We start from the raw sequence: 21,346 nt of genomic DNA, 5'->3' as shown, positions 1-21,346 counted from the left end.
TCAGAGGAATCCAACCTTTCCGGACCGTCAGTTTCAGGATCTAATCCCGAGAAACCACTCGAGAGTAACTCGGCTGTGAACTTTGAGGCATCCCAGGAATCTCCAGCCGTCGCTCGTCCACAAAAGCCAAACAAGCTAAGCGCAGATCCTGCGTGGATTCACCGCAATGTCTTGCGCTTTGCCGAACCCCTGACCATGCCCCGGCCAACCATGGAGCCGGTTTACGGTGGGTCCAAGAGAGTTCAACGGCTTTTGCCTCCTATGACGGCCGAGGAACAGGCGAACTACATTGAATGGACACCTCAGCGTGGAACTGCTGCTCTGGCTGAGTTGGACCCTGCAGATCTCACCGATGAGGAACTGCTCAATTTCATTCAAGCCACTGAACGGCAGGCGGCTTGGTCTATGGCCCGGCAAGCAGCCGCGATCAATGAGTTTGCCACACGGCGTCCACCTGTTCTTGGCGAGGAACCCTCAGCCAAACACCCAGACCGCTCACGCTATGCAGCCGCGGAACTCATGGCCATGTTTGCCATTGGCAGCGGAGCCGCAGAACATCTCATCACCGACGCCGAGCTTCTGATCCAACACCTCCCCGATACCTTCGCCCAGTTCAACGATGGTTCCTTGGACATTCGCCGTGTACGGGCAGTGATTCGCGGATGCGAGAACACGCCCCCACAAATTCTGCACGAACTCGAGACCGAGTTCCTCAATTACGCCATGAGTTGCAATCCGAATGCGCTGACACGGAAAGTTCGCGGTATCGCCGAACGGCACAATCCCGAACCCATTGAGCAGCGCCACCGCAGGGCCCGGACCAGCCGCGACGTCTGGATCAGCCCTCTGCCGGACGGCATGGCTTACTTGGGAGCCCGCCTACCAGCAACCGAAGCCGCGCTTCTTTTCAATTCATTGGAAGACTGGGCCAAGGCAGCCAAGAGCAACGGAGATGACAGCCACGGGTTCACGCCCACAGGGCGGCCGTCGCGCTCACTTGGAGAGTATCGTGCCGATGTCCTGATGGATTTGCTCCATCAAGTGCTGCTGCACAACTCATCCGGTTCCCATCCTGAGCAATCCAGTGCAGAGCAATCCGATCAAGCGCACTCCAATCGTGCTCAGCAATGCGGCCCCTACTTCAAGAACCGTATACCGGCAGTTCTGAACATCACCGTTTCGGCTGACAGACTCCTCGGCACATCCGCTGACCCAGCCACACTCGAAGGCTTCGGGCCCATTCCAATCGATGACGAAAAGGAATTGGCCGCCACCGCAAAATTCTGGCGAAGGTTCCTCACCGACCCCGATTCGGGGCGCATTGTGAGCGTTGGTAGAAAAACGCGAAAACCACCCAAGGCGATGGCCCGGGAAGTACGTTTTCGGGACCCTGTCTGTACCGGCATTGGTTGCGACCGACCTGCCAGATCTTGCGAACTAGACCACACCACGCCCTACCACAAGTTTGCCTATACCGACGATGGCGTAATTCTGCCACTGGGCGAGACCAGCATCGAGAACTTACGCCCCCGATGCCCGTACTGCCACCACGTCAAGGATGATCCGCACACCGGCTGGACTGTCGAAAGTGTCAGCCCGGGAGTCACCCGGACCGTGACACCCACCGGCCGGGTCTATCTTCAAACGCAAGGTGACATGGCGCCGCCGTTTTGAGCACGACGAAGCATTCCTGCCGAGTGCGGCTACGCTTCAGCCAGAGTTCGGCTGACGGTGCGGCAAGAGTTCGGCTGACGGTCCGGTTGCTGGAGCTGGGGCCCCAACGCTGACCAACTTTCGTGGTTCTATGCTTCGAGTGTCCCTTGGTGGAAGCGCAGTCGCCATTGGTCGTTGTCGAAGTTCCACAAGGAACTTCGCAGAACGGAACGTCCCGGTGCACTACTCCGATACGTCAGCAAAGCGGTGGAGGTATCAAGCTGAGCGAGCCCCATAACCTCCATATCGACGGTCACTGATTCTTCCTCACTCAGCATCTGAATGGTTTCGGCCCTGGTCCACACTCGACCGCTGCTGCCGATCTCTTCGAAATCAGGGTGCAGCAGCTCTGCAACCCGGAATGGATCGGCGCGGACAGCAGGGTCCAGTAGTTCCCTCTCCTGCTCGATGACTGCATCAATTCCCTTTGTACGGCCCGGGGTAAACGAAGGATCCGGCTCATCGTCCATGACCGAGAAGAGGTCCGGCTGATCTTGATCACCAAAGAGTGCTTGTTCACCAAAAGCTGGGGGTACTAGGTCCCGGAGCGGAGCTGTTGCGCTCTGAAGCGGGCTCGACGGCCCGGCGGCGTTGTTCTTGGAAGCACTATCGGCCTGCACGACGCCAGTAGCGTGAGTGTCCCTAGAGGACGGGGAATCGCCTGAAGTCTGGTTCGCGGCAGCGGTCTGGGCGCCAGGGAATCCGGGACCCGAGTTCGGCTGGCGCTTGGCCTGATAAGCGGTGGCAGCATCGCGGGCGCGGTCGTCGGCGGCTTCGTTGAGATCGTGACCGGCGTGGCCCTTGACCCATTCAAAGGTGCATTTGCGGCCCACAAGCGCCGCATCAATCTCCTTGAGCAGTTCAAGGTTCAGCACAGGCTTGCCATCGGACTTCCGCCAGCCCTTCCGCTTCCAGCCCGGCATCCACTTGGTGACACTGTTGATCACGTACTGGCTGTCGCACAAGATGTGCAGCGGCTCCTCCGGTAGGTGGGCCGTGGACTTGAACAGATCCAGCACGGCCATGAGCTCGCCCATGTTATTGGTGCCGTGTGGCCAACCGCCAGCCCGCCAGCAGCTATCGTCGACGTACCAAGCCCAGCCAGCAGGACCAGGATTTCCCAAAGCCGAACCATCGGCGGCAGCAATAATTGTCATAAGTTACATACTTTCAGACTCCGCTGACACTCACGCACACAAGGGGGCGCCAACAACCAACCGCCAGGGCAAGCAAAAGGCTCCCTTACAGCAATGGCAAGGGAGCCTTTCAATTTTGTAACCAACCCACTCAGGGCGCGAACCCACATATGGGCCCACGCACCCGAGGGGCCCCAATTGAATACGCGCCAGCGGATTCAATTGGGGAGGGGGTGGGGATTAGAAGCCGCCCATGCCGCCCATGTCGTCGCCGCCACCGGCCGGAGCAGCCTTTTCAGGCTTATCGGCGATGACTGCTTCTGTGGTGAGGAACAATGCAGCAATGGAGGCCGCGTTCTGCAGTGCAGAGCGGGTCACCTTTACCGGGTCGTTGACGCCGGCAGCCAGCAGGTCTTCGTACTCGCCGGTTGCAGCGTTCAGGCCGTGGCCGTTGGGCAGTGAGCGGACCTTGTCCACAACAACGCCGGGCTCCATGCCGGCGTTGAGAGCAATCTGCTTCAACGGGGCGTCAATGGCAACACGAACAATGTTGGCGCCTGTTGCTTCGTCGCCGGTCAGGTTCAGGGAATCGAAGGCCTTGACACCGGCCTGGATCAGAGCAACGCCACCGCCGGGGACGATGCCTTCTTCGACAGCAGCCTTGGCATTACGCACTGCATCTTCAATGCGGTGCTTGCGTTCCTTGAGCTCAACTTCGGTTGCCGCACCAGCCTTGATGACTGCAACGCCGCCGGCCAGCTTGGCCAGGCGTTCCTGCAGCTTCTCGCGGTCGTAGTCGGAATCGGAGTTTTCGATTTCGGCACGGATCTGAGCAACGCGACCTGCGATGGCCTCGGCGTCGCCGGCTCCATCAACAATGGTGGTCTCGTCCTTGGTCACAACAACCTTGCGAGCCTTACCCAGCAGGTCAAGTGTGGTGTTTTCCAGCTTGAGGCCTACTTCTTCAGCGATGACCTGGCCACCGGTGAGGATGGCGATGTCGGAGAGCTGAGCCTTGCGGCGGTCGCCGAAGCCCGGTGCCTTGACGGCGACGGACTTGAACAGGCCACGGATCTTGTTCACGATCAGTGTTGCCAGTGCTTCGCCTTCGATGTCTTCGGCGATGATCAGCAGCGGCTTGTTTGAAGCCATGACCTTTTCCAGAACTGCAACAAGGTCCTTGACGCTGGAGATCTTGGAGTTCACGATCAGGATGTACGGGTCTTCGAGGACCGTTTCCTGACGCTCGGTGTCGGTTACGAAGTAAGCGGAGATGTAACCCTTGTCGAAGCGCATGCCTTCGGTGAGTTCAAGCTCCAAGCCGAAGGTGTTGGACTCCTCGACGGTGATGACGCCTTCCTTGCCGACCTTATCCAAGGCTTCAGCAATGAGGGCACCGATCTCGGGATCGCCGGCGGAGATGGACGCGGTAGCGGCGATCTCTTCCTTGGTCTCGATTTCCTTGGCGGAAGCGAGCAGCTGCTCGATGACGGCTGCAACAGCCTTCTCGATGCCGCGCTTGAGGGACAGCGGGTCGGCTCCGGCAGCTACGTTGCGGAGGCCTTCCTTGACCAGAGCCTGAGCCAGAACGGTGGCTGTGGTGGTGCCGTCGCCAGCGATGTCGTCAGTCTTCTTGGCGACTTCCTTGACCAGCTCAGCGCCGATCTTCTCATAGGGATCGTCAAGTTCAATTTCCTTGGCGATGGATACACCATCGTTGGTGATCGTGGGGGCGCCCCACTTCTTTTCGAGAACAACGTTGCGACCGCGCGGGCCCAAGGTTACCTTGACAGCGTCGGCGAGGATGTTCAACCCACGCTCAAGACCGCGGCGTGCCTCTTCATCAAATGCAATGAGCTTGGCCATGGAGGCTTCAGTCCTTTCGGGACAGTCATTTTTACGATTCTTATCTCCTCGCAAGGCGCCCGCGACGGACGGATCAGTCTCTGTTGATCTAGTTACAACAGCGGCAAACCCTCGCCCAGTGAGGAAAGTTCAATACCCTGACAGCGACAAAACAGCTAGAAACTAGCAGTCACCACCTCAGAGTGCTAACTCAATAATTAGCACTCGACACCCCAGAGTGCAAGCGGGAGCGTCACTATGAGCTTGCGGCGAACGTCTAAGCAGCAACTTCGAACCCCACACTGCCAGCACTGCGTGCGACGTTTAGGCGCCCGGACCCAAAATTATGGCGAGGGGCACGCCAAACTCCGGCGCCTCCGCCAGGGCAGGGATGCCCAGCAATGCACTGAGCGCCTCTGCGTTTGCCTTCTGCTCAATGCCGCTATACATGATGACCGAAGCAGCCTGAGCCTGACCATTCCAGTTGGCGGCTGTCGATACCGTCCAACCGTCCACCTGAACCCGCCCTGCATAACTTGCGGCCAGACCCGGTATACCGGTGGCGTTGTAGATAGCCACAGGAATGCTCTTGTCCACGACGGAGTCGGGGCTCGGCGACGGGGAAGGGGTCGGCGTCGGAGTCTCCACAGGAGTCGTGGAGGGTGCTGGCGTCGTGGGAGGAGCTGAGGTGGTGCTCGGCGGCGCGGTAGCGGTCTCACTCACGGTGGCCGGCGGCTGCGTGATGTTGTTATTGAGCATCTTCGGCATGATGAAAAAGGCCAGCAGCCCTACACACAGTGCAACGATGCCCACAACCATCAACGGCATCAGTGAGCGCCGCTGGGGTGCAATCGAAGCACGGTGGACGCCGTGGCGCGCCGAGTTCTCCTCGATAGCGTCGAATTCATCCCGCGGGTAATTACTCATTGTGCAGTGTCATCCTTGTGGGTACGGTCCTGTTGGTACGGCGGTAGTAGGCGCGGCGGCGAATGGCTACGTTGGCGAAACCGTGGATCATTTCCCGAGCCGGCGTGCGGACCGGGCCTGTTGCCGCGACGTACGTAGTCTACGCAACCGCTTGACCAGCATGGGGTCATAGGCCAGCGCGGCTTCCGTGTCGATCAACGCGTTCAAAACTTGGTAATAGTGGGTTGCTGAGAGGTCGAACAGCTCCCGGATGGCTTGTTCCTTGGCGCCGGCATACTTCCACCATTGGCGCTCCAGGTCGAGCATCTGCTGCTCACGCGCACTGAGTCCCGCCAGCGCTTCGGGTACTGCCAGTGCTTCGGGTACTTCCGAATTTTCCGGCGTTGCGGCAGGGTCCACTGGATTGTGCTCCGTTTGGACTGCTTCGGCCACAACAGCCCTCCATTCCTCATCCTCAGCAGGGCAGCAATCATCAGCCCGCATTGTCAATGATAAGGGTGAATCACATCCCTGTCATTTGGGTTTCTGTGAACAAGACACGCATCACACCTACCTGTGGAGGAATCAAGCCACGCCTGGCCCGCTCTCACAACGGCTCAGCATGGCTCACAATGGACACTATGGACAGCTCACCCAGCCTCTTCGACCTCCCGCCACCACCCCCGTGGGACACAACTCAATTGCAGGCCCTTGCCGCCCTGAAATCCGATCCCCTCTCGCACATGGCGCCCGATTGGGCCGCGGCACTAGCCCCGCAGGAATCCGCGCTGCGAAAACTAGGTGCCATGCTTCAAGACGAGTACGACGCCGGCACTCGCTTCCTGCCTCACCCCACCCAGGTGTTGCGCGCCTTGGGCACCCCACTGGCGGATGTCAAGGTCTTGATTGTGGGGCAAGATCCCTACCCCACCCCTGGGCATTCGGTGGGTCTGGCGTTTTCCGTGGATAGAGCTACTCACCCACTCCCCCGCAGCCTGAACAACATTTACAAGGAACTCGCCACTGATTTGGGCATCCCACCAGCAAGCCATGGTGACCTTAGCGCCTGGTCGCGGCAGGGCGTCCTCCTTCTGAACCGGGTGCTCACGGTAGCGCCGGGAGCGGCAGGATCGCACCGGCGTCGTGGGTGGGAAGAGGTCACCGAAGCAGTCATCCGCACCCTAATCACCCGGGAGAAACCACTCGTGAGCGTGTTGTGGGGCAAAGACGCCCAAAACTTGGCCCCAATACTGGAAGCGACGGCCGTGATTGAATCAGCACACCCGAGTCCGTTGTCAGCGTCGCGCGGCTTCTTTGGCTCCAAACCCTTCAGCCGCGTCAATGATCAGCTAGTAGCGCAAGGAGCCTCCCCCATCGATTGGGCACTACCTCAATGACCTAGACTGATTAGGACAAGCTAACTTTGCGTAATTATTTCGCTCACCACGCGGGCCAGTGCCCGGCACCTAGGAGCTCATCGTGACAACAACTCATACCGCTGCCACACGCCCGGCTGGACGAGGCGGAAAGCCCCGCATTCAGCACACCCTGCAGGTGCTGCGCAAGGAAACTCTGAGCCCGCACATGGTGCGCATCGTGGCCGGCGGCCCCGGGATGGCAAAATTTGAGCCCAGTTACGCCACGGATATGTACGTGAAGATCCTGTTCCTGCACCCCGGCGTTGAGTACACCGCGCCCGTGGATGTGGCAGCGCTGCGCGAGTCGCTGCCGCGAGAGCAATGGCCCGTGACACGCACCTACACCGTCCGTTGGGTGGACCTGGCCGCGCAGGAACTTGCCATTGACTTTGTGCTGCACGGCGAATCCGGTCTGGCCGGTCCGTGGGCAGCCGCAGCGGTCCCTGGCGACACGATTATTTTCTCCGGCCCAGGCGGCGCCTACACGCCCAACCCCGACGCCGATTGGCACCTTTTCGCTGGCGACGAAGCCGCCCTGCCGGCCATCGCTGCGGCCATCGAATCGCTGCCGGCCGGAGCTAAGGGGCACGCCTACGTTGAGGTCGATTCGGCCGCTGATATCCAGCCCATCAACAAGCCCGACGGCGTTGAGCTCACCTGGGTGTTCCGCGAAGGAGCCAGCCCGGCCGAGTCCACGGTCCTGCTGGACGCAGTAGCCAACGGCCCCTGGCCCGAAGGCACCGTCCACGCCTTTGTTCACGGAGAACGCGAATACATGAAGGCACTCCGTGACCTCCTCTTCAAGCAGCGCGGTCTGGAACGCTCACAGGTTTCCCTCTCGGGCTACTGGGCCTATGGTCGCACGGAAGATAACTTCCAGGCCGAAAAGCGCGAGCCGATCGGTCAAATTCTGTAGCTGGAAGTGACAGCTGGGCTCGGCGACACAGGCGAGAGTCCCTCGCGAGCAGTAAGATTTTCCCGCTCGTACCTCGCGTGCAAAATCCATCCTCGCTCCGGGACGCCCGCCTGTGTCGCTGGGCCTCCCCGCTAACCGCCAGTTACCGGCGACGGTTGCGGCGGCGGTCTTTTTGGCCGTTGCTGCGAGTGAAGGGTCGGGCGGCGTTATCGCCGAGCACCACACCCGCGGCTACTGCCAGGATGACAATCAAGGCGTTGAAGATTCCCACGGCGCCGGAGACTGAATCATCCGGTGTGAGTGTCATGACGAACATGGCTCGGAAGATGGAGAGTCCCACGAGCAAGAAGATGATCGAGGGGACGGCCACGACCAGCTGCGGGGCCCCGAGCCGCAGCGAGATGATGCGGGCCAGCATGCCGATCACCACGGCAGCGACTGCTGGGGCAAACCGTCCGCCCAGCCCCAACTCCATGCCGGCGTAGTAGACCAGATAACCAATCAAGGCCACCACCACCGTGGGTAGTAGCAGCCGTATGGCAGTCTGTTCAGCGATACAAATGGCCACAGTAGCCACCGCGACCAAGGCCAGCACCCAAAACAGGGGCAGGGAACCGGTGATGGTTTCGGCCACATTGAGCCGTTCTGCCCCAAACACGGCACCTGTCACCAGAGCCACTGAAATACCAGCCACTATGGCACCAAAGGTCAAGAACGCTGAAAGAAAACGGCCAGCGGCCGTCACAGGGAAGCCATTGATAGCATCTTGAACGGCCGAGACCAAGCGCCCCGAGGGCAGCATCAATAGAATTCCGCCAGCCACCACTACGGATGGACTCAACGGCACCTCCGCCATGAAGCACAGTACGGCGACGATGGTGACGAGGAAGGAGCTGATGGCGGTGACAAAGAAGTCTGGGACCCGCCACTTACTCAACACACGGGCGGTCTGGCTCGCCACCAAGATGGTGAGAAAGGCAACGCCCATGCCAAAGCCAGTGCCACCGATGACGCCCACCACAGCGGCCGCAAAAACGGCTTCCGCAAAAGAGACCATCCACCGAGGGAAGGGCTTGGGCTTCTTGATGATGACATCCAGACGCCGGTAGGCCTCATCCCTGCTGACTCCCCCGCCAGCAATGTCGGTGACGAGTTCGTGTACTTCCACGAGGCCGGCGTAGTTATTGGTCCAGGAACGTACCACGCGCAGCAGCGTGATCGGTACAGCATCGCGCGGGGCATAGTTGATGATGACTGACTGGTTGGTGATGTCGACTTCGATGTTGCGCAGTCCTAGGGCAGCGGTGACAGCGATGATGCTGGTCTCCACTTCAAGGGCACCGGCGCCGTAGCGGAACATGGTTTCGGCCAGTCGTAGCGCGAAGTCAATGGTTTTCCGTGCCGATTCCTCAGCCTTGCCGACCTGAATGGTGAAGTTGGCGTAGGGGCTCCCGGCCAGCCTGTCAACGATCTGCATGGGCGCCGTGGGCGGAGTCTCCCCTTGCACCAGTCTGCGCAGCATGCGTTTGGCAGAGGCGTTGGCCCGTGCCTGCGCCGGGGTCACCACCTCGTTTTTTGGCATGTCCCTCGAGACCGGACTCCGGCGCTCAACTCCCACAAGTCACCTTTCCAACATGTTGATTCTTGCTATAACGGTTGCGATGGCGATAGCCGCGATGGCGACCATCGCGCTGCCGTCGAAGCTAGTAATTCCTAGTAAAACTTTTGTCCCGTGCGGCGCACGTACAGCTGGCGGGCTACCCGCTCACCCACCGTGGTCCAGATCTTGTACTTCAAGGGCGAGAAGGGCAGGTCCCAACAGCCGATGAAATCCGTCACCGTCTTCGTGAAGCTGGTTTTGAACAGTCCCAGGCCATGGTGCGGGTGGGTGGGGTCTTTGAGCCGGTCCGCCGGCGGTGTGCCACAGAAATCGTATTCCACCGCGCCTAGCCCCTTCATATCCAAAATGGCTTCCCACTGGATCAGGTGCGAATCGCCATACTGGGAACGCTTCTGCAGTGAGCCACCATCCTTATACGTGGCCTTGGCTCCATAGTTGATGACAAAGGCGCCGACCGAGGGCACGTCGTTTTCGTAGACAAAGAAGAACTGTCCCTGCCCGCGGTTGCAGAACTCCGTCCAGAACTGCTGGAAGTAGGCAAACTCACGTGCCTTGCCAGCATTTTTCGCTTCGAAGGTCCCTTCCATGAGCCCGTACAGGGTCCTCATGGTCTCCTCGGTGGGTTCGGCTCGTTTGACTTCGACCCCTTCACGGGTGGCACGGCGCACAGCGTTCCGGCCCCGAGAATGGAGTTTGCGCAGCAGTTCGTTGGGCTCAGGAGTGATGTCCAAAATGGCTGTGTGGTCATTGGGCTGCAGGTCATCCACCTTGAGCAGACCAGCGGCGTTGAACACGGCACGGACTTCTTCCGAGTCGATGATGTCCGGCTCAATTTTCGCGGCGAAGACGTTCAGTCTGGCCCTTTTCACAAAGGCTCGTAGAGCCTCCAACATGGCCGGAACATGGGCAGCATCAGCTGTATCGGGGCCCTTCATGAGGTACCAGAGCTTGCCCAACACCGGGAAGGATTTCTCCAAAACTAGGTTGTAGCTGGTGTATCCGGCACCTTCGAACGCCAAAAATTGGGTATCCCAGCCATAGTTTTTCTTCACCGCGGCAAAGGCAGCAGACTGCAATAGATTGCCGCCATTGGGGTTGGCTGTGACGTGCGCATCCCAGTCGGCGATCTCGGCGGCGGTGGCAAATCGGGCAGTAAATTCTGGCAAGAGACCCTCAATTACGTCGGCATTTATTCACTACATGCAGTCTACCGGCCCGGTTTCTCACAGCCCATTCAGCATGTTTTGCAATGCAGTGCGCCCAGCCCCGCGGTGGTGGTTCTGGCGGTGACCAGCTGATTTTCCTCCTAACCAAACGGAGGAACCAAACGGAGGAACCAAACCGAGTAACCAAACCGAGTAACCAAACGGAGAAGCCAACGGCACGAAATCTTGTGAATTCATGCCCTTGGCTTCTCAACGGTGGCTTCTGCGGTTGGCGTGGCGTCCCTTACTTGGGAGAGCTGGAAGCCGCCGTCTCAAACTCGTCGTCGCGTCCGGCGTCGTGAGTCATGGGGCCACCTTTCGCATCGGCTTCGATGACATCCGCCTCGAACTCGGCCATTTCAGAGGTGAGTTCCACGGGGGCTTCGCGGTCCAGCTTGGTGGACAGCGGCACCTCCTTGACGAAGCAAAGGATGATCGCGGCAATGACGGCTAGGGGCACCATGAAGAGGAACAACGGGATCAGGGCCTCATTGTAGGACTCGATCACAAGCTTCTTGATGGGATCCGGCAGGGCGTTGACCAGGTGCGGGGTGAAGGAGCTGGCACCGCCGCCGCCTGTGCCTCCGGGGATCTTCTCGGCGACGAGCTCATGCAGGCGGGTGGCGAACATGGCACCCACAACGGCGGAACCAAGCGTGGCACCGACCTGGCGGAAGTAGTTCTGCCCGGCGGTGGCCGTGCCAACAAACTTCAACGGGAAGGAGTTTTGCGCCACCAGCGTCATGATTTGCATGCTGGCCCCGAGCCCAATGCCCATGATGCCCATGTAGACGCAGATGAGGTAGACGGGCGAATCGGCATGGAGTGTGGCCATCAGAGCCAATGACACAGCCAAAATAAAGGAGCCAACGATCGGGGCAACCTTGTACCGGCCCGTGGTTGAGACGCGACGGCCCACAACAACCGAGACGATCAGCATGCAGCCCATCATGGGAATCATGAGCAGGCCCGCCTGAGCTGCCGAGAAGCCTGTGGCCATCTGAATGTACGTTGGCATGTAGCCAAGCACGCCGAACATGGCGATGCCCGTGAGCAGGCCGGCAATGGTTGTCAGGTTGAAGTTACGGCTCTTGAACAGCATCATGGGCATGACCGGTTCGCTGGCACGCAGCTCCACGAAGACGAACAGCACACCAAAGACGATGGCGGCGGCAGCGAGACCCAGAATTTCAGGCGAATTCCAGTCATACTGTGAACCGCCCCAGGTGCCCACCAGAACCAGTGCGGTGGTGGCGAGGGCAATGAGCATCATGCCCAAGTAGTCGATCTTGGGTCGTGTTGCGTGCACAATCTTCGGCACATGCAGCAAGAAGATGGTGGCGAAGATGGCTAGAACTGCCAGCGGCACGTTCATCCAGAACGCCCAGCGCCAGCCCGGCCCCTCAGTCAACCCGCCGCCAATCAGCGGACCTGCCACCGACGAGAAGGCGAAGACGCCGCCCATGATACCCATGTACTTGCCGCGTTCGCGGGCAGGAACGACGTCGGCAATGGTTGCCTGGGAAAGAATCATCAAGCCACCACCACCAAGACCCTGAATGACGCGGGCCACGATCAGTGTGCTCATGTCCGGAGCCAGCGCACCAATGACGGAACCAATGGTAAAGATGGAGATGGCGAACAGCAGCATGGGCTTGCGGCCCAAGAGGTCACCCAGCTTGCCGTAAACCGGCATCATGATGGTGGACGCCAGAATGAACGCGGTGATGGCCCACGCCATATGCTCGACGCCGTTCAACTCGCCCACCATGGTGGGCAGCGCTGTCGAGAGGACAGTCTGGTTCAGAGACGCCAGCAACATGGTGACCATGAGGCCTGCGAACAAGAGAACTATTTTACGTTTCTCGCCGGGATCGACCAGCGTTTCAACTTTGGTTTGAGCACTCATAAAGTTGCTTTGATTGCCTCTCGGAAAATTCTAATTGATTCATCCACAGTCTTGGATGCCCCTGTTGATACGGCTGCCGGGTCACGGCTAAAGACGAAGCGCACGGCGGTTCCGGCCAGCATCAGCAACGCCTTTGCCCCCTCTTGACCTCCCGGGATACTGGCACGATCCATGACCACATCGGCGTCGTTGTAGCGATCCTCCAGGATCGATTCGACCAAGAGTTCCGAGGCGTTGACGTGTTGCAGAACGGTGCGGCCCAGTTCGGGATACTTGGCCTTGAGCGCCTTGCGGCGAGCCTGCTGGGAAGCCTCCGGGAACATGGTTCGGATCACCGTGATCATCAGACGGACGGTGCGACCAAAGAGGTCGTCCTCTCCGTCTGCACGAAAGGCAGCCACGGCTTCATCGGAGAGCGTGGGTGGCTGGGTCCCCATAATGGCGTCTTCCTTCGTTGCGAAGTAGTTGAAGAACGTCCGTTTGGAGATGCCGGCAGCATCGGCGATGGCTTCCACTGTGGTCTTGGTCAGGCCCTCTTCAAGAGCCAAAGCCGACGCCTTGTCATGAATGAGCGCCCACGTATCTAGACGGTTCCGCTCACGCAGCGGCACGGTGGTGGTTTTTTGCATGACTACAGTTTATGCCCTGGTGCAAAGATTGCACAAGTGCAAAGTTTGCTGTGGGGCGTGCTTCACGTCACTGCAACTACTTTCACACTAAGGCCCCACCTCTACGAACACCCCTAGAGGAACGCAAAACCCACTCACCGGCAATGAACTTCCCATAAAATGGGAACTTGATCTACGAATCTGTGATTCGGGACACTAACGTAGCCATCATGCTTGCTAAACAACCCACCGCAGCAGCGGAAACTCCGGGAGCACCAATTACTGGTGGGCCCCCGGCGGAGGCACGCTCACGGGTTCTAGAAATCTTGTTGCAGTTTGCCCAAGCTCAGATCCTGACCGCTGCCCAAATCTCAACACGCACCGGAATCCCCGCCAGCGCTGTTTACCGTCATCTGTCCTCGCTAGTCAGCGCAGGGCTCGTCGCCCCGGCGAACCACCGAGGACAATTTTCGGCTGGCCCGGCAACACTGCGGCTCGCAGCCAACTTTCGTCATGAGTCCATCATCTCCAGCCACATCAGCGCCAAGGTGCAGCAGTTGTCCGATGAAACCCAGGAACTGGCGGCCTACCTCGTGGTGAGCGGTGGCCAGGCCTTGTGTGTGGAAGCAGTTGAAGGCCCTCAAATGCTTCGCTGCAGCTACTCCGCTGGGCGCGCCCAGCCACTTCACTTAGGCGCAAGCGCTGTGTCCTTGCTGGCTCATCTTCCCGAAATCGAACAAACCGAAGCAATTGCCTCTCTCGGACTGGACGCCGCGGCAGAAACAGCACTCCGCCGCGAGCTCGAAATCACCACCTCACGCGGATTTGCCCTGAGCCAAGGCGCCGTCGATTCAGGAGTTTGGGGCGTCAGCGTGCCGATCTTTAATCCCACGGGGGCCTTGTCAGGAACCCTGAGCACCATGGCTCCGTCAGTTCGAGCCATCCGCAATGAAAAGCGGCTCATCTCCGCAACCAGAGCAGCAGCACTCATTCTCAACGCAACAGAAAACGGAATGTCATGACCATCGATGTAGCACCCACACCATGGACTGGCCGTGATGACGGACCCGGAGTTGAACGCCGGCGCTGGCACCATGCCATCAATAAACCAACGAACACAACGGTAGCGTCGGACGCCTCAATGTCTGGCGGCGTTGCCATCATCGGATTCCAAAGCGATGAAGGCGTTCGACGCAATAAGGGACGGACCGGGGCAGCCAATGCACCTGCAGCCATCCGCGCCATGTTGGTCTCGTTGTCGGCACCAGCCGAACTCTGCGCACAAGATCTCGGAGATGTCCGCGTCAATGAGCACGCCATGGAAGCCGGCCAAGAGCGACTCGGTCACGCTGTTGCTGGTGCGCTGCAGACAAGTCTCCTGCCGATCGTCCTCGGCGGCGGGCACGAAACCGCATTCGGCAGCTACCTTGGCCTAGCAGAATCCGGCGCCGTCAACGGTCGTCGTCTGGGCATCATCAACTTAGATGCGCACTTTGATTTACGATCCGACCCAATTTCTTCCTCAGGCACTCCGTTCCGCCAAATCGCGGAGCTGCACGCTGCTACCGGAGAAGATTTCACTTATCGGGTTTTGGGGATCAGTGAAGCCAACAACACCCTCGACCTTTTTCATACGGCCTCGCAGCTGGGCGTGAAACACATGATCGATGAGGACTGTGGCATCACCAACCTGCCCGCCGTCACTGATTTTGTAAGTGGCTTCCTCAACGAGGTCGACGCCGTCTACCTCACCATTGATCTGGACGTCCTACCGGCACATGTTGCCCCCGGAGTCAGCGCTCCCGCTGCCTTGGGTGTTCCCTTTGAAGTCATTCTGGCTGTCTGCCGCCAGCTAGCTAGATCTCCCAAGTTACTCCACGTGGACGTCGTAGAACTGAATCCTCTCTTTGATATTGACAACAGGACGGCCCGCGCTGCGGCCCGCCTAGTCCACGCCATCGCTACCGAACACACGGCACTCCTCCGGGAGACCCCAACCGCCCCGGCATCATCGCCCCAAACTGGAATTGAGCTCCTGTGAAACGACTATTTCACCGCTACCGCTTTTGGGCGGTCCTGCTTGCCGCACTGATCAGTTTCACCGGCATCGCTGCTCAGGCTGCCACAGCCGCCCCAGCCCCGGACCCGTCCGCCCCGGCAGCCCCGTCAGCAAGTGCAGATTCGTTCGCCAAGCTCACCGACTTGCAGTCCGGAAAGCTGACACTCCGGGTGGGCACCGACGCTACTTTCCCGCCGTTTGAGTTCACCGACGCTAACGGCAAAAAGATGGGCTTCGATATTGATCTGATCAACGCCTTGGCCAAAGAATCAGGCATCAAGAACGTTGAATTCATCCAGATGCCGTTCGGCAACATCGTCCCGGCGCTGCAAGCCAATCAAATCGATGTGGGTGCCTCGGCCATTTACATCAGTGCAGAGCGTGCCAAGGCCATCGACTTCTCCGATGTGTACTACCCCGGTGGGCTAGGAATCTTTGTTGCCGAAGACAACACCACAGTGAACTCTCTGGCCGATTTGGCCGGCATGAAGATCGCCGTTCAGGTGGGAACAAAGTCTGTTGAATGGTTGGAGCAGAACCAGCCTGAAGCTCAACTAGTCCAGGTCCAGACCAATGACCAGATGTTTTCCTCTGTGAAACTGGGTCAGGCCGATGCCGTCGTGACAGGACAGCCCGGTGGCCGCTACTTCATCGCCCAACAGGGCGGACTGAAACAGGTGGGCGAACGACTCACCAATGAAAACTACGGTTACGCATTCCAAAAATCTGACCCCGCGTTCAGGGATGCCTTCAATGCTTCGCTAGTTTCCCTGAAAGAAAACGGCGGTTACGACAAACTGGCCGCCACATGGTTTGGCGACGAGTCGCTGCCTGTCACCGGTCCCGCCAAAGCGCACAGCCTCATCAACATCTCCTCCATCACCAATTCCGCAGGCCCGCTGTGGGACGGCTTTGTCACCACCATGTCCATTATTGGCATGTCCTTGTTACTCAGCCTGGCCTTTGGCATGTTGGGTGGGTTCGCCAAGTTGTCCAAGATCGCACCAATCCGCTGGATAGGCACCGTTTATGTCTCCGTCATCCGAGGCACGCCCTTCATTGTGCAGCTGTTTTTGATCTACTTTGGACTCCCCCAACTTGGCCTGCAGTTGCAACCCATGGTGGCCGGTGTGTTTGCCCTCGGCTTGTACAGCGGTTCCTATGTGACCGAAATTGTGCGCGGTGCCATCCAGTCCGTAGACAAGGGGCAGATGGAGGCGGCACGTTCCTGCGGTATGAGCGCCGGGTCCGCGCTCCGACACATCATCGTCCCGCAGGCCTTCTTGCGCATGCTCCCGCCGTTGGGCAACGAGTTCGTCTCTTTGACCAAAAACTCCGCACTCGTATCATTTGTCACCATCAGTGAAATGTTCCTCGTGGGTCAGTCCATCATTGCCCGCACCTTTGATGCGTTGACCGTGTACCTCTTCATCGGTTTGGTCTACTACATCATCACCAACATCATCGGCTTCATCGCCAACACCCTCGAGAAGAAATTGGCGGTTTACATCTAATGGCACTTCTTTCGACTAAATCCATTACCAAGACCTTCGGTCAGCTGGAGGTCCTCAAGGGCATCGACTTCTCCATTGAACCCGGGGAGGTCGTGGCGGTGATCGGGCCCAGTGGCGGCGGCAAGTCAACGTTCCTACGGTGCCTAAACCTGTTGGAGACTCCTACATCCGGTCAGGTGTTGTTCGACGGGGAGGACCTCTTGGCCCCCAACGTGGACCTTGACCGGTTGCGCTCACGCATGGGCATGGTGTTCCAGCAGTTCAACCTGTTCCACAATCTAACCGCGCTGCGCAACGTCATGCTGCCCCAGATGAACGTCCTGAAAAAGTCCAAGGCTGCGGCTGAGGCTCATGCCATGGAACTGCTGGAAAAGGTGGGCATGACGCACCGCGCCCATGCCTACCCTAGCCAGCTCTCGGGCGGACAGAAGCAGCGCATTGCGATTGCCCGGGCCGTCGCCATGACCCCGAAGCTCATGTTGTTCGACGAGCCAACCAGCGCCCTGGATCCGGAAGTTGTCAACGACGTTTTGGACGTCATGACCGATTTGGCAAAGCAGGGCATGACCATGATCGTGGTGACGCACGAGATGGGCTTCGCACGGAAAGTTGCCGATCGAGTGGTCTTCATTGATGGAGGCATCATCTCCGCCGATCAGCCACCGGAGGAGTTCTTCGCCGAAGGTAATAGCAACCCTCGTGTCCGAGACTTCCTTAATAAGGTCCTCTAAAAAACACACCACAAATAACTGCGCCCCGGAACCACAATGAGATTGGTTCCGGGGTGCAGCTGTTGCTGGGGTACCGAGGTGGCCAACCCGCCTGCATCACTCCCGAGCCGTGCGAATCAGTCCTCGCGCGGGCGCAGCCACGTGAATTCCGGGGTTTGTTTGGCCAGGAACGCAGCCACCCCGATCGCTGCGTCGTCGCTAATGGCCATCTGCCCTTGCCAATAAGCGCTGAGCCGTTCCACCTCGGCCTCGCTGGCCCCTGAACTCAGCGCATTGATGAGCGCTTTGTGTCCCTGGGCCGAGAACTGCGAGCGCGCTGCCAGATGCAGAGCGTAGGAATACACCTCATCCCACAGGGTGTCCACGGCCAACACTTTGGTGGCCATCCCCAGCCGCAACGCTTCCTCGGCATCCAACAAGTCGCCGCTGAGCAGCAAGTATTTGGCGGCGGCGGGGCCTGCAAGTTCCACGAGCCGCTTGATGCCGGAGAGCGGATACACAATGCCGATCTTGCCCGGGGTGATGCCGTAGTGGGCGCCGCTGGAGGCGAGCCGGATGTCGCAGGCGCCGGCGATCTGCCACCCGCCACCCACGCAATAACCGTCGATCGCGGCTATGACGGGTTTCCGAAATGCCGCCAGCGCATTCTCGGCGGCGCTGACGTCTCCGCCGTCGCGGTGGCCCGTGGCGGGATTGTGCAAGATCTTTTGTACGGAGGCAATGTCGGCCCCGGCGGAAAAGTGGTCGCCGGCCCCGCGCACCACCACAACTTTCACGGAATCGTCGGACTCCAAAGCCGCCAGCAGCGGCGGAAACTGTTGCCACATTTCCGCAGTGATGGCGTTGCGCATACTCGGGTTGTCCATGATGAGCCACGCCACGGGGCCGGACCGTTCAACCCGGAGTGTTCCTTTCCCCCGCTCAGCCACGGCGTATCTCGCCGGTGGACGCGGAGGAGGGTGCGCCGTCGTACACCACACCAGCCTCCATCAACCCGGTGATTTGCTCCGCGGACAAACCCAGCCCCTCCAAAATGGCGAGCGTGTCCTGCCCGAGCGCCGGCGGCGCCTTCGCCACAACGGGCGCGCGGCCATTGACCGAGACCGGCCCGCGTAGCAGGGGCAGGGCCGTCCCGTCGCTGCGCTGCACCGTTTGCACCATCTGCAAATGCTGCACCTGGGGATCGGCGAATGCCTGCTCGTAGTTGTAGATAGGCCCGGCGGGGATGCCCTCGGCCCGCAGATCGGCCAGCCATTGTGCCGCGGTCTGGCGCGCCAGCAGGCCATCGATCAGCTCGCGCAGCGCCTCCCGATGCACGGTGCGCAGCCGGCTCGTGTGGTAATCGGGGTGCTCCGCCAGCTCCGGCGCACCCAGCAGCGAGCACAATTGCACCCACTGTTTCTCGCTACCCACCGCGATAATCAGCGGAATATCGGCGCTCTTGAACACCCCATACGGCGAGAGCACCGGGTGGCTGTTCCCGCGCGGCACCGGTACCTCCCCCGTGCTCAGAAACTGCTGGCCCTGAAAGGCGGACAGCGAGAGCCCCGTTTCCAACAACGACGCCGAAACAGCACTCCCAGCCCCGCCCTCCTTGCGCCCGGCCAACGCTGAGGCCACCCCGAAGGCCGTGTAGATGCCGGTGACGAGGTCCACGATCGGCACACCCACGCGGTACATGTGCTCGGCGTCCAGACCCGTGACCGACATGAGCCCGCTCATCCCCTGCGCCACCTGATCCAGGCCGGCCGTTTGGCTCAGCGGGCCGGTGGGTCCGAATCCCGTGACCGAAGCGATGATCAGCGATGGGTTTGCTGCGCGGAGCAAATCCGGGTCCAGCCCGGTGGAACCCAGCACCCCGGGGCGGAAGTTCTCAATCAGGACATCGCTGGCAACTGCTAGGTCCCAGAGGATCTTCTTACCGGCAGGCGTGTAAAAGTCCACGGCGATGGAACTCTTGCCGCGATTGGCGGAGTCAAAGTAGAGGGAGTGATCGCCGTCGAACGGCGCCCAGCTGCGGGCCGAATCCCCTCCCTTAATGCTTTCCACTTTGATGATGGTGGCACCCATATCGGACAACAATGACGCCGCATAGGGTCCTGCAAGCGCACGGGAGAGATCCATGACTTTAATGCCGGTAAGCGGCAGGTCCCTCAGTGGCCCGTCGCCCAGCACCTCAGGCACCTGTGCCCCGCAGCTTCACGTTGATCTGCTTGGTTTGGGTGAAGCCAGCGAGCATTCCTTCGAGCGAGACTTCCCGGCCAATGCCGCTTTGCTTGTAGCCACCGTACGACTGTCCCGGCACCTGCCCTCCACCCTGGTTGATCTGCACCCATCCGGCTTCGAGGCGGTGCGCGGTGTTGAGGGCATCGTCGAGGTTGTGACTCCAGATATAGGCGGCCAAACCATAGTTGGTGTCGTTCGCCATTTCCACCACCTCATCCACGGTGCGCCACGGAATGGCGACCAGGACGGGGCCGAAGATTTCCTCGCGAGCAATCCGGAAGTCATTCCGAGCCCCAGTAAACAAGGTAGGCAGGTGATAGTAACCCTCGGTCAGCGGGCCCTCGGTGGGTTCCGAACCACCAATCACGGCCTTCATGCCGGGCGTGCTGCGGCCCTCGTCGAGGAAGGTGCTGATGGCGCTGTGTTGTTTGGCGTTAATGACGGCACCCATATCCGTGGCCTCATCCAGCGGGTCCCCCACCGTCAAGGCGTCGAGCCGTGAACTCAGGGTCCCCACCACCTCGTCGAAAATGTTTTCATGCACGTAGAGTCGCGAACCGGCCGTGCAGCTTTGCCCCTGGCGAGTGAAGCGCGAGGCGAGCAACAAGCCTGAGTAGAGTTCGTCGTCGTCTGTGGCAGTGGAGGTGGCAGTGGAGGTGGCGGTGGCGGAGGCGGTGGCGGAGGAAACAGAACCAGACAGCGCGTCCGGGAACACGATGGAGGGGTTCTTCCCACCCAGTTCCAGCGATTGGTGCGCCAGTCGGGCGCCAGCGTGGCCGCCCACGCGCCGGCCCACCTCGGTGGAACCGGTGAAGGAGACCTTGTCCACGCCGGGGTGCAGGGCCAGGGCCTCGCCGATGACCGAACCGCTGCCGGTCAAGGCGTTGAGCACCCCGGCGGGCAGGTGTTTATTGCAGACCTCGGCCAGCAACAAGATGGCCAGCGGGGCGTCCTCGGCGGCCTTGAGGATCACGGTGTTGCCGGCTGCGAGCGCGGCGGGGACCTTGAACGCGGCGATCATGAGCGGGGAGTTCCACGGCAGGATCGCCGCGACCACGCCGAGGGGTTCCAGCCGGGTGTACTGCAATTGGTTATCGCCCGCGGGGAGGGTGTGGCCTTTGACTTCCCCGGCCACGCCGGCGAAATAGCGAAACATGGCCACGAGGTTGGTGGCCTCGGGCCGGGCCTGGGTACGCAAGGCGTTGCCGGTATCCAGGGCGGTCAGCTTGGCGAATTCTTCGATGCGGGATTCGAGCTCGTCGGCGATGGCCAACAGGGCTTGGGCGCGGTCGGTGAAATGTAGTGCGCGCCAGGCCGGGAAGGCTCTGCGGGCCGCGGCGACTGCCCGCTCCACATCCTCCACGGTGCCCGCCGGGACGCGCGCAATCACTGACTCGCGGCGCGCCGGGTTGTGCACCTGGTGCCATTCCTCCCCCAACGAGGTGACGGGTTCGCCGCCCACCCACATGGGATGATCTTCCACGCCGCGCTCGGGTGAGGACGTGGTGGGTGTATGCGTTGTCATGACGAAAGCCCCTT

General features: G+C 60.1%; 18 protein-coding genes. 7 read left to right on the top strand and 11 right to left on the bottom strand.

Translation table 11 applies throughout. From position 1 onward, the window contains the following. The first annotated feature begins 75 nt into the window (after positions 1-75). The gene (locus tag AB0O97_RS09795) at positions 76-1,674 is read left to right on the top strand and encodes a DUF222 domain-containing protein (protein WP_363882069.1); all 1,599 of its coding nucleotides are present in this window, start codon (positions 76-78) and stop codon (positions 1,672-1,674) included. Positions 1,675-1,802: 128 nt separating this feature from the next. Here the strand turns inward: AB0O97_RS09795 and AB0O97_RS09790 are convergent, their stop codons facing one another. From AB0O97_RS09790 to AB0O97_RS09775, 4 genes are all read right to left on the bottom strand, one after another. Continuing rightward, the gene (locus AB0O97_RS09790) at positions 1,803-2,870 is read right to left on the bottom strand and encodes a ribonuclease HI family protein (protein WP_363882067.1); all 1,068 of its coding nucleotides are present in this window, start codon (positions 2,868-2,870) and stop codon (positions 1,803-1,805) included. Positions 2,871-3,089: 219 nt separating this feature from the next. Continuing rightward, positions 3,090-4,715, bottom strand: a complete 1,626-nt coding sequence (gene groL, locus AB0O97_RS09785; protein WP_363837626.1) for a chaperonin GroEL — start codon at positions 4,713-4,715, stop codon at positions 3,090-3,092. Positions 4,716-5,018: 303 nt separating this feature from the next. Continuing rightward, positions 5,019-5,621, bottom strand: a complete 603-nt coding sequence (locus tag AB0O97_RS09780) for a LytR C-terminal domain-containing protein (RefSeq protein ID WP_363837629.1) — start codon at positions 5,619-5,621, stop codon at positions 5,019-5,021. 87 nt (positions 5,622-5,708) lie between these two features. Then, entirely contained in the window at positions 5,709-5,975 is a 267-nt protein-coding gene (locus AB0O97_RS09775; RefSeq protein WP_363882173.1) for a DUF3263 domain-containing protein, read from the bottom strand. Positions 5,976-6,343: 368 nt separating this feature from the next. Here AB0O97_RS09775 and AB0O97_RS09770 point away from each other — a divergent pair, with 368 nt between their 5' ends. Together AB0O97_RS09770 and AB0O97_RS09765 are read left to right on the top strand one after the other, a co-directional pair. Beyond that, positions 6,344-6,997, top strand: a complete 654-nt coding sequence (locus tag AB0O97_RS09770) for a uracil-DNA glycosylase (RefSeq protein ID WP_363882171.1) — start codon at positions 6,344-6,346, stop codon at positions 6,995-6,997. 82 nt (positions 6,998-7,079) lie between these two features. Continuing rightward, entirely contained in the window at positions 7,080-7,934 is an 855-nt protein-coding gene (locus AB0O97_RS09765; RefSeq protein ID WP_363882065.1) for a siderophore-interacting protein, read from the top strand. Positions 7,935-8,076: 142 nt separating this feature from the next. Here AB0O97_RS09765 and AB0O97_RS09760 read toward each other — a convergent pair whose 3' ends face one another. From AB0O97_RS09760 to AB0O97_RS09745, 4 genes are all read right to left on the bottom strand, one after another. Beyond that, positions 8,077-9,516 carry a threonine/serine exporter family protein gene (locus AB0O97_RS09760; protein WP_363837635.1) on the bottom strand — a complete coding sequence of 480 codons (1,440 nt, stop codon included), beginning with the start codon at positions 9,514-9,516 and terminating at the stop codon, positions 8,077-8,079. 131 nt (positions 9,517-9,647) lie between these two features. Continuing rightward, the gene (locus tag AB0O97_RS09755; RefSeq protein WP_363882063.1) at positions 9,648-10,721 is read right to left on the bottom strand and encodes a peptidoglycan bridge formation glycyltransferase FemA/FemB family protein; all 1,074 of its coding nucleotides are present in this window, start codon (positions 10,719-10,721) and stop codon (positions 9,648-9,650) included. Positions 10,722-11,004: 283 nt separating this feature from the next. Beyond that, positions 11,005-12,669, bottom strand: coding sequence for an MDR family MFS transporter (locus tag AB0O97_RS09750; protein WP_363837641.1), 1,665 nt, complete (start codon positions 12,667-12,669; stop codon positions 11,005-11,007). Next, positions 12,666-13,298: a helix-turn-helix domain-containing protein gene (locus tag AB0O97_RS09745; RefSeq protein ID WP_363882061.1), complete on the bottom strand. Its 633-nt coding sequence runs from the start codon at positions 13,296-13,298 to the stop codon at positions 12,666-12,668. Before AB0O97_RS09745 ends, AB0O97_RS09750 begins: the two co-directional genes overlap by 4 nt. A gap of 209 nt (positions 13,299-13,507) precedes the next feature. On the opposite strand from AB0O97_RS09745, the gene AB0O97_RS09740 reads away from it, so the two are divergent. From AB0O97_RS09740 to AB0O97_RS09725, 4 genes are read left to right on the top strand one after another with little or no spacing between them, the layout of a single operon-like run. Next, positions 13,508-14,299: an IclR family transcriptional regulator gene (locus AB0O97_RS09740; RefSeq protein ID WP_363882059.1), complete on the top strand. Its 792-nt coding sequence runs from the start codon at positions 13,508-13,510 to the stop codon at positions 14,297-14,299. Beyond that, positions 14,296-15,318 carry a formimidoylglutamase gene (hutG, locus tag AB0O97_RS09735; RefSeq protein WP_363882057.1) on the top strand — a complete coding sequence of 341 codons (1,023 nt, stop codon included), beginning with the start codon at positions 14,296-14,298 and terminating at the stop codon, positions 15,316-15,318. The genes AB0O97_RS09740 and hutG overlap by 4 nt, the downstream gene beginning before the upstream one ends. Then, entirely contained in the window at positions 15,315-16,850 is a 1,536-nt protein-coding gene (locus AB0O97_RS09730; RefSeq protein ID WP_363882055.1) for an ABC transporter substrate-binding protein/permease, read from the top strand. Before hutG ends, AB0O97_RS09730 begins: the two co-directional genes overlap by 4 nt. Further along, the gene (locus AB0O97_RS09725) at positions 16,850-17,581 is read left to right on the top strand and encodes an amino acid ABC transporter ATP-binding protein (RefSeq protein ID WP_363882053.1); all 732 of its coding nucleotides are present in this window, start codon (positions 16,850-16,852) and stop codon (positions 17,579-17,581) included. Before AB0O97_RS09730 ends, AB0O97_RS09725 begins: the two co-directional genes overlap by 1 nt. A gap of 116 nt (positions 17,582-17,697) precedes the next feature. Here AB0O97_RS09725 and AB0O97_RS09720 read toward each other — a convergent pair whose 3' ends face one another. Genes AB0O97_RS09720 through AB0O97_RS09710 form a run of 3 tightly spaced genes read right to left on the bottom strand, consistent with a single transcriptional unit; the run spans position 17,698 to position 21,332 of the window. Next, positions 17,698-18,510, bottom strand: a complete 813-nt coding sequence (locus AB0O97_RS09720; RefSeq protein ID WP_363882051.1) for an enoyl-CoA hydratase-related protein — start codon at positions 18,508-18,510, stop codon at positions 17,698-17,700. Further along, the gene (locus tag AB0O97_RS09715; protein WP_363882049.1) at positions 18,503-19,765 is read right to left on the bottom strand and encodes a CaiB/BaiF CoA-transferase family protein; all 1,263 of its coding nucleotides are present in this window, start codon (positions 19,763-19,765) and stop codon (positions 18,503-18,505) included. The genes AB0O97_RS09720 and AB0O97_RS09715 overlap by 8 nt, the downstream gene beginning before the upstream one ends. Further along, entirely contained in the window at positions 19,758-21,332 is a 1,575-nt protein-coding gene (locus tag AB0O97_RS09710; RefSeq protein ID WP_363882047.1) for an aldehyde dehydrogenase family protein, read from the bottom strand. The genes AB0O97_RS09715 and AB0O97_RS09710 overlap by 8 nt, the downstream gene beginning before the upstream one ends. Positions 21,333-21,346 lie beyond the last annotated feature (14 nt).

The sequence above is a fragment of the Specibacter sp. NPDC078692 genome (assembly GCF_040686835.1).
GTDB lineage: Bacteria > Actinomycetota > Actinomycetes > Actinomycetales > Micrococcaceae > Specibacter.
Note: the sequence above shows the minus strand (reverse complement) of the source record. Positions and strands in the feature narration are given on the sequence as shown.

Coding starts and splice junctions, on each gene's coding strand:
- AB0O97_RS09740 (WP_363882059.1), top strand. CDS start 13,508: ATGCTTGCTAAACAACCCACCGCAGCAGCGGAAACTCCGGGAGCACCA.
- AB0O97_RS09760 (WP_363837635.1), bottom strand. CDS start 9,516: ATGCCAAAAAACGAGGTGGTGACCCCGGCGCAGGCACGGGCCAACGCC.
- AB0O97_RS09725 (WP_363882053.1), top strand. CDS start 16,850: ATGGCACTTCTTTCGACTAAATCCATTACCAAGACCTTCGGTCAGCTG.
- AB0O97_RS09750 (WP_363837641.1), bottom strand. CDS start 12,669: ATGAGTGCTCAAACCAAAGTTGAAACGCTGGTCGATCCCGGCGAGAAA.
- AB0O97_RS09780 (WP_363837629.1), bottom strand. CDS start 5,621: ATGAGTAATTACCCGCGGGATGAATTCGACGCTATCGAGGAGAACTCG.
- AB0O97_RS09710 (WP_363882047.1), bottom strand. CDS start 21,332: ATGACAACGCATACACCCACCACGTCCTCACCCGAGCGCGGCGTGGAA.
- hutG (WP_363882057.1), top strand. CDS start 14,296: ATGACCATCGATGTAGCACCCACACCATGGACTGGCCGTGATGACGGA.
- AB0O97_RS09770 (WP_363882171.1), top strand. CDS start 6,344: ATGGCGCCCGATTGGGCCGCGGCACTAGCCCCGCAGGAATCCGCGCTG.
- AB0O97_RS09745 (WP_363882061.1), bottom strand. CDS start 13,298: ATGCAAAAAACCACCACCGTGCCGCTGCGTGAGCGGAACCGTCTAGAT.
- groL (WP_363837626.1), bottom strand. CDS start 4,715: ATGGCCAAGCTCATTGCATTTGATGAAGAGGCACGCCGCGGTCTTGAG.
- AB0O97_RS09790 (WP_363882067.1), bottom strand. CDS start 2,870: ATGACAATTATTGCTGCCGCCGATGGTTCGGCTTTGGGAAATCCTGGT.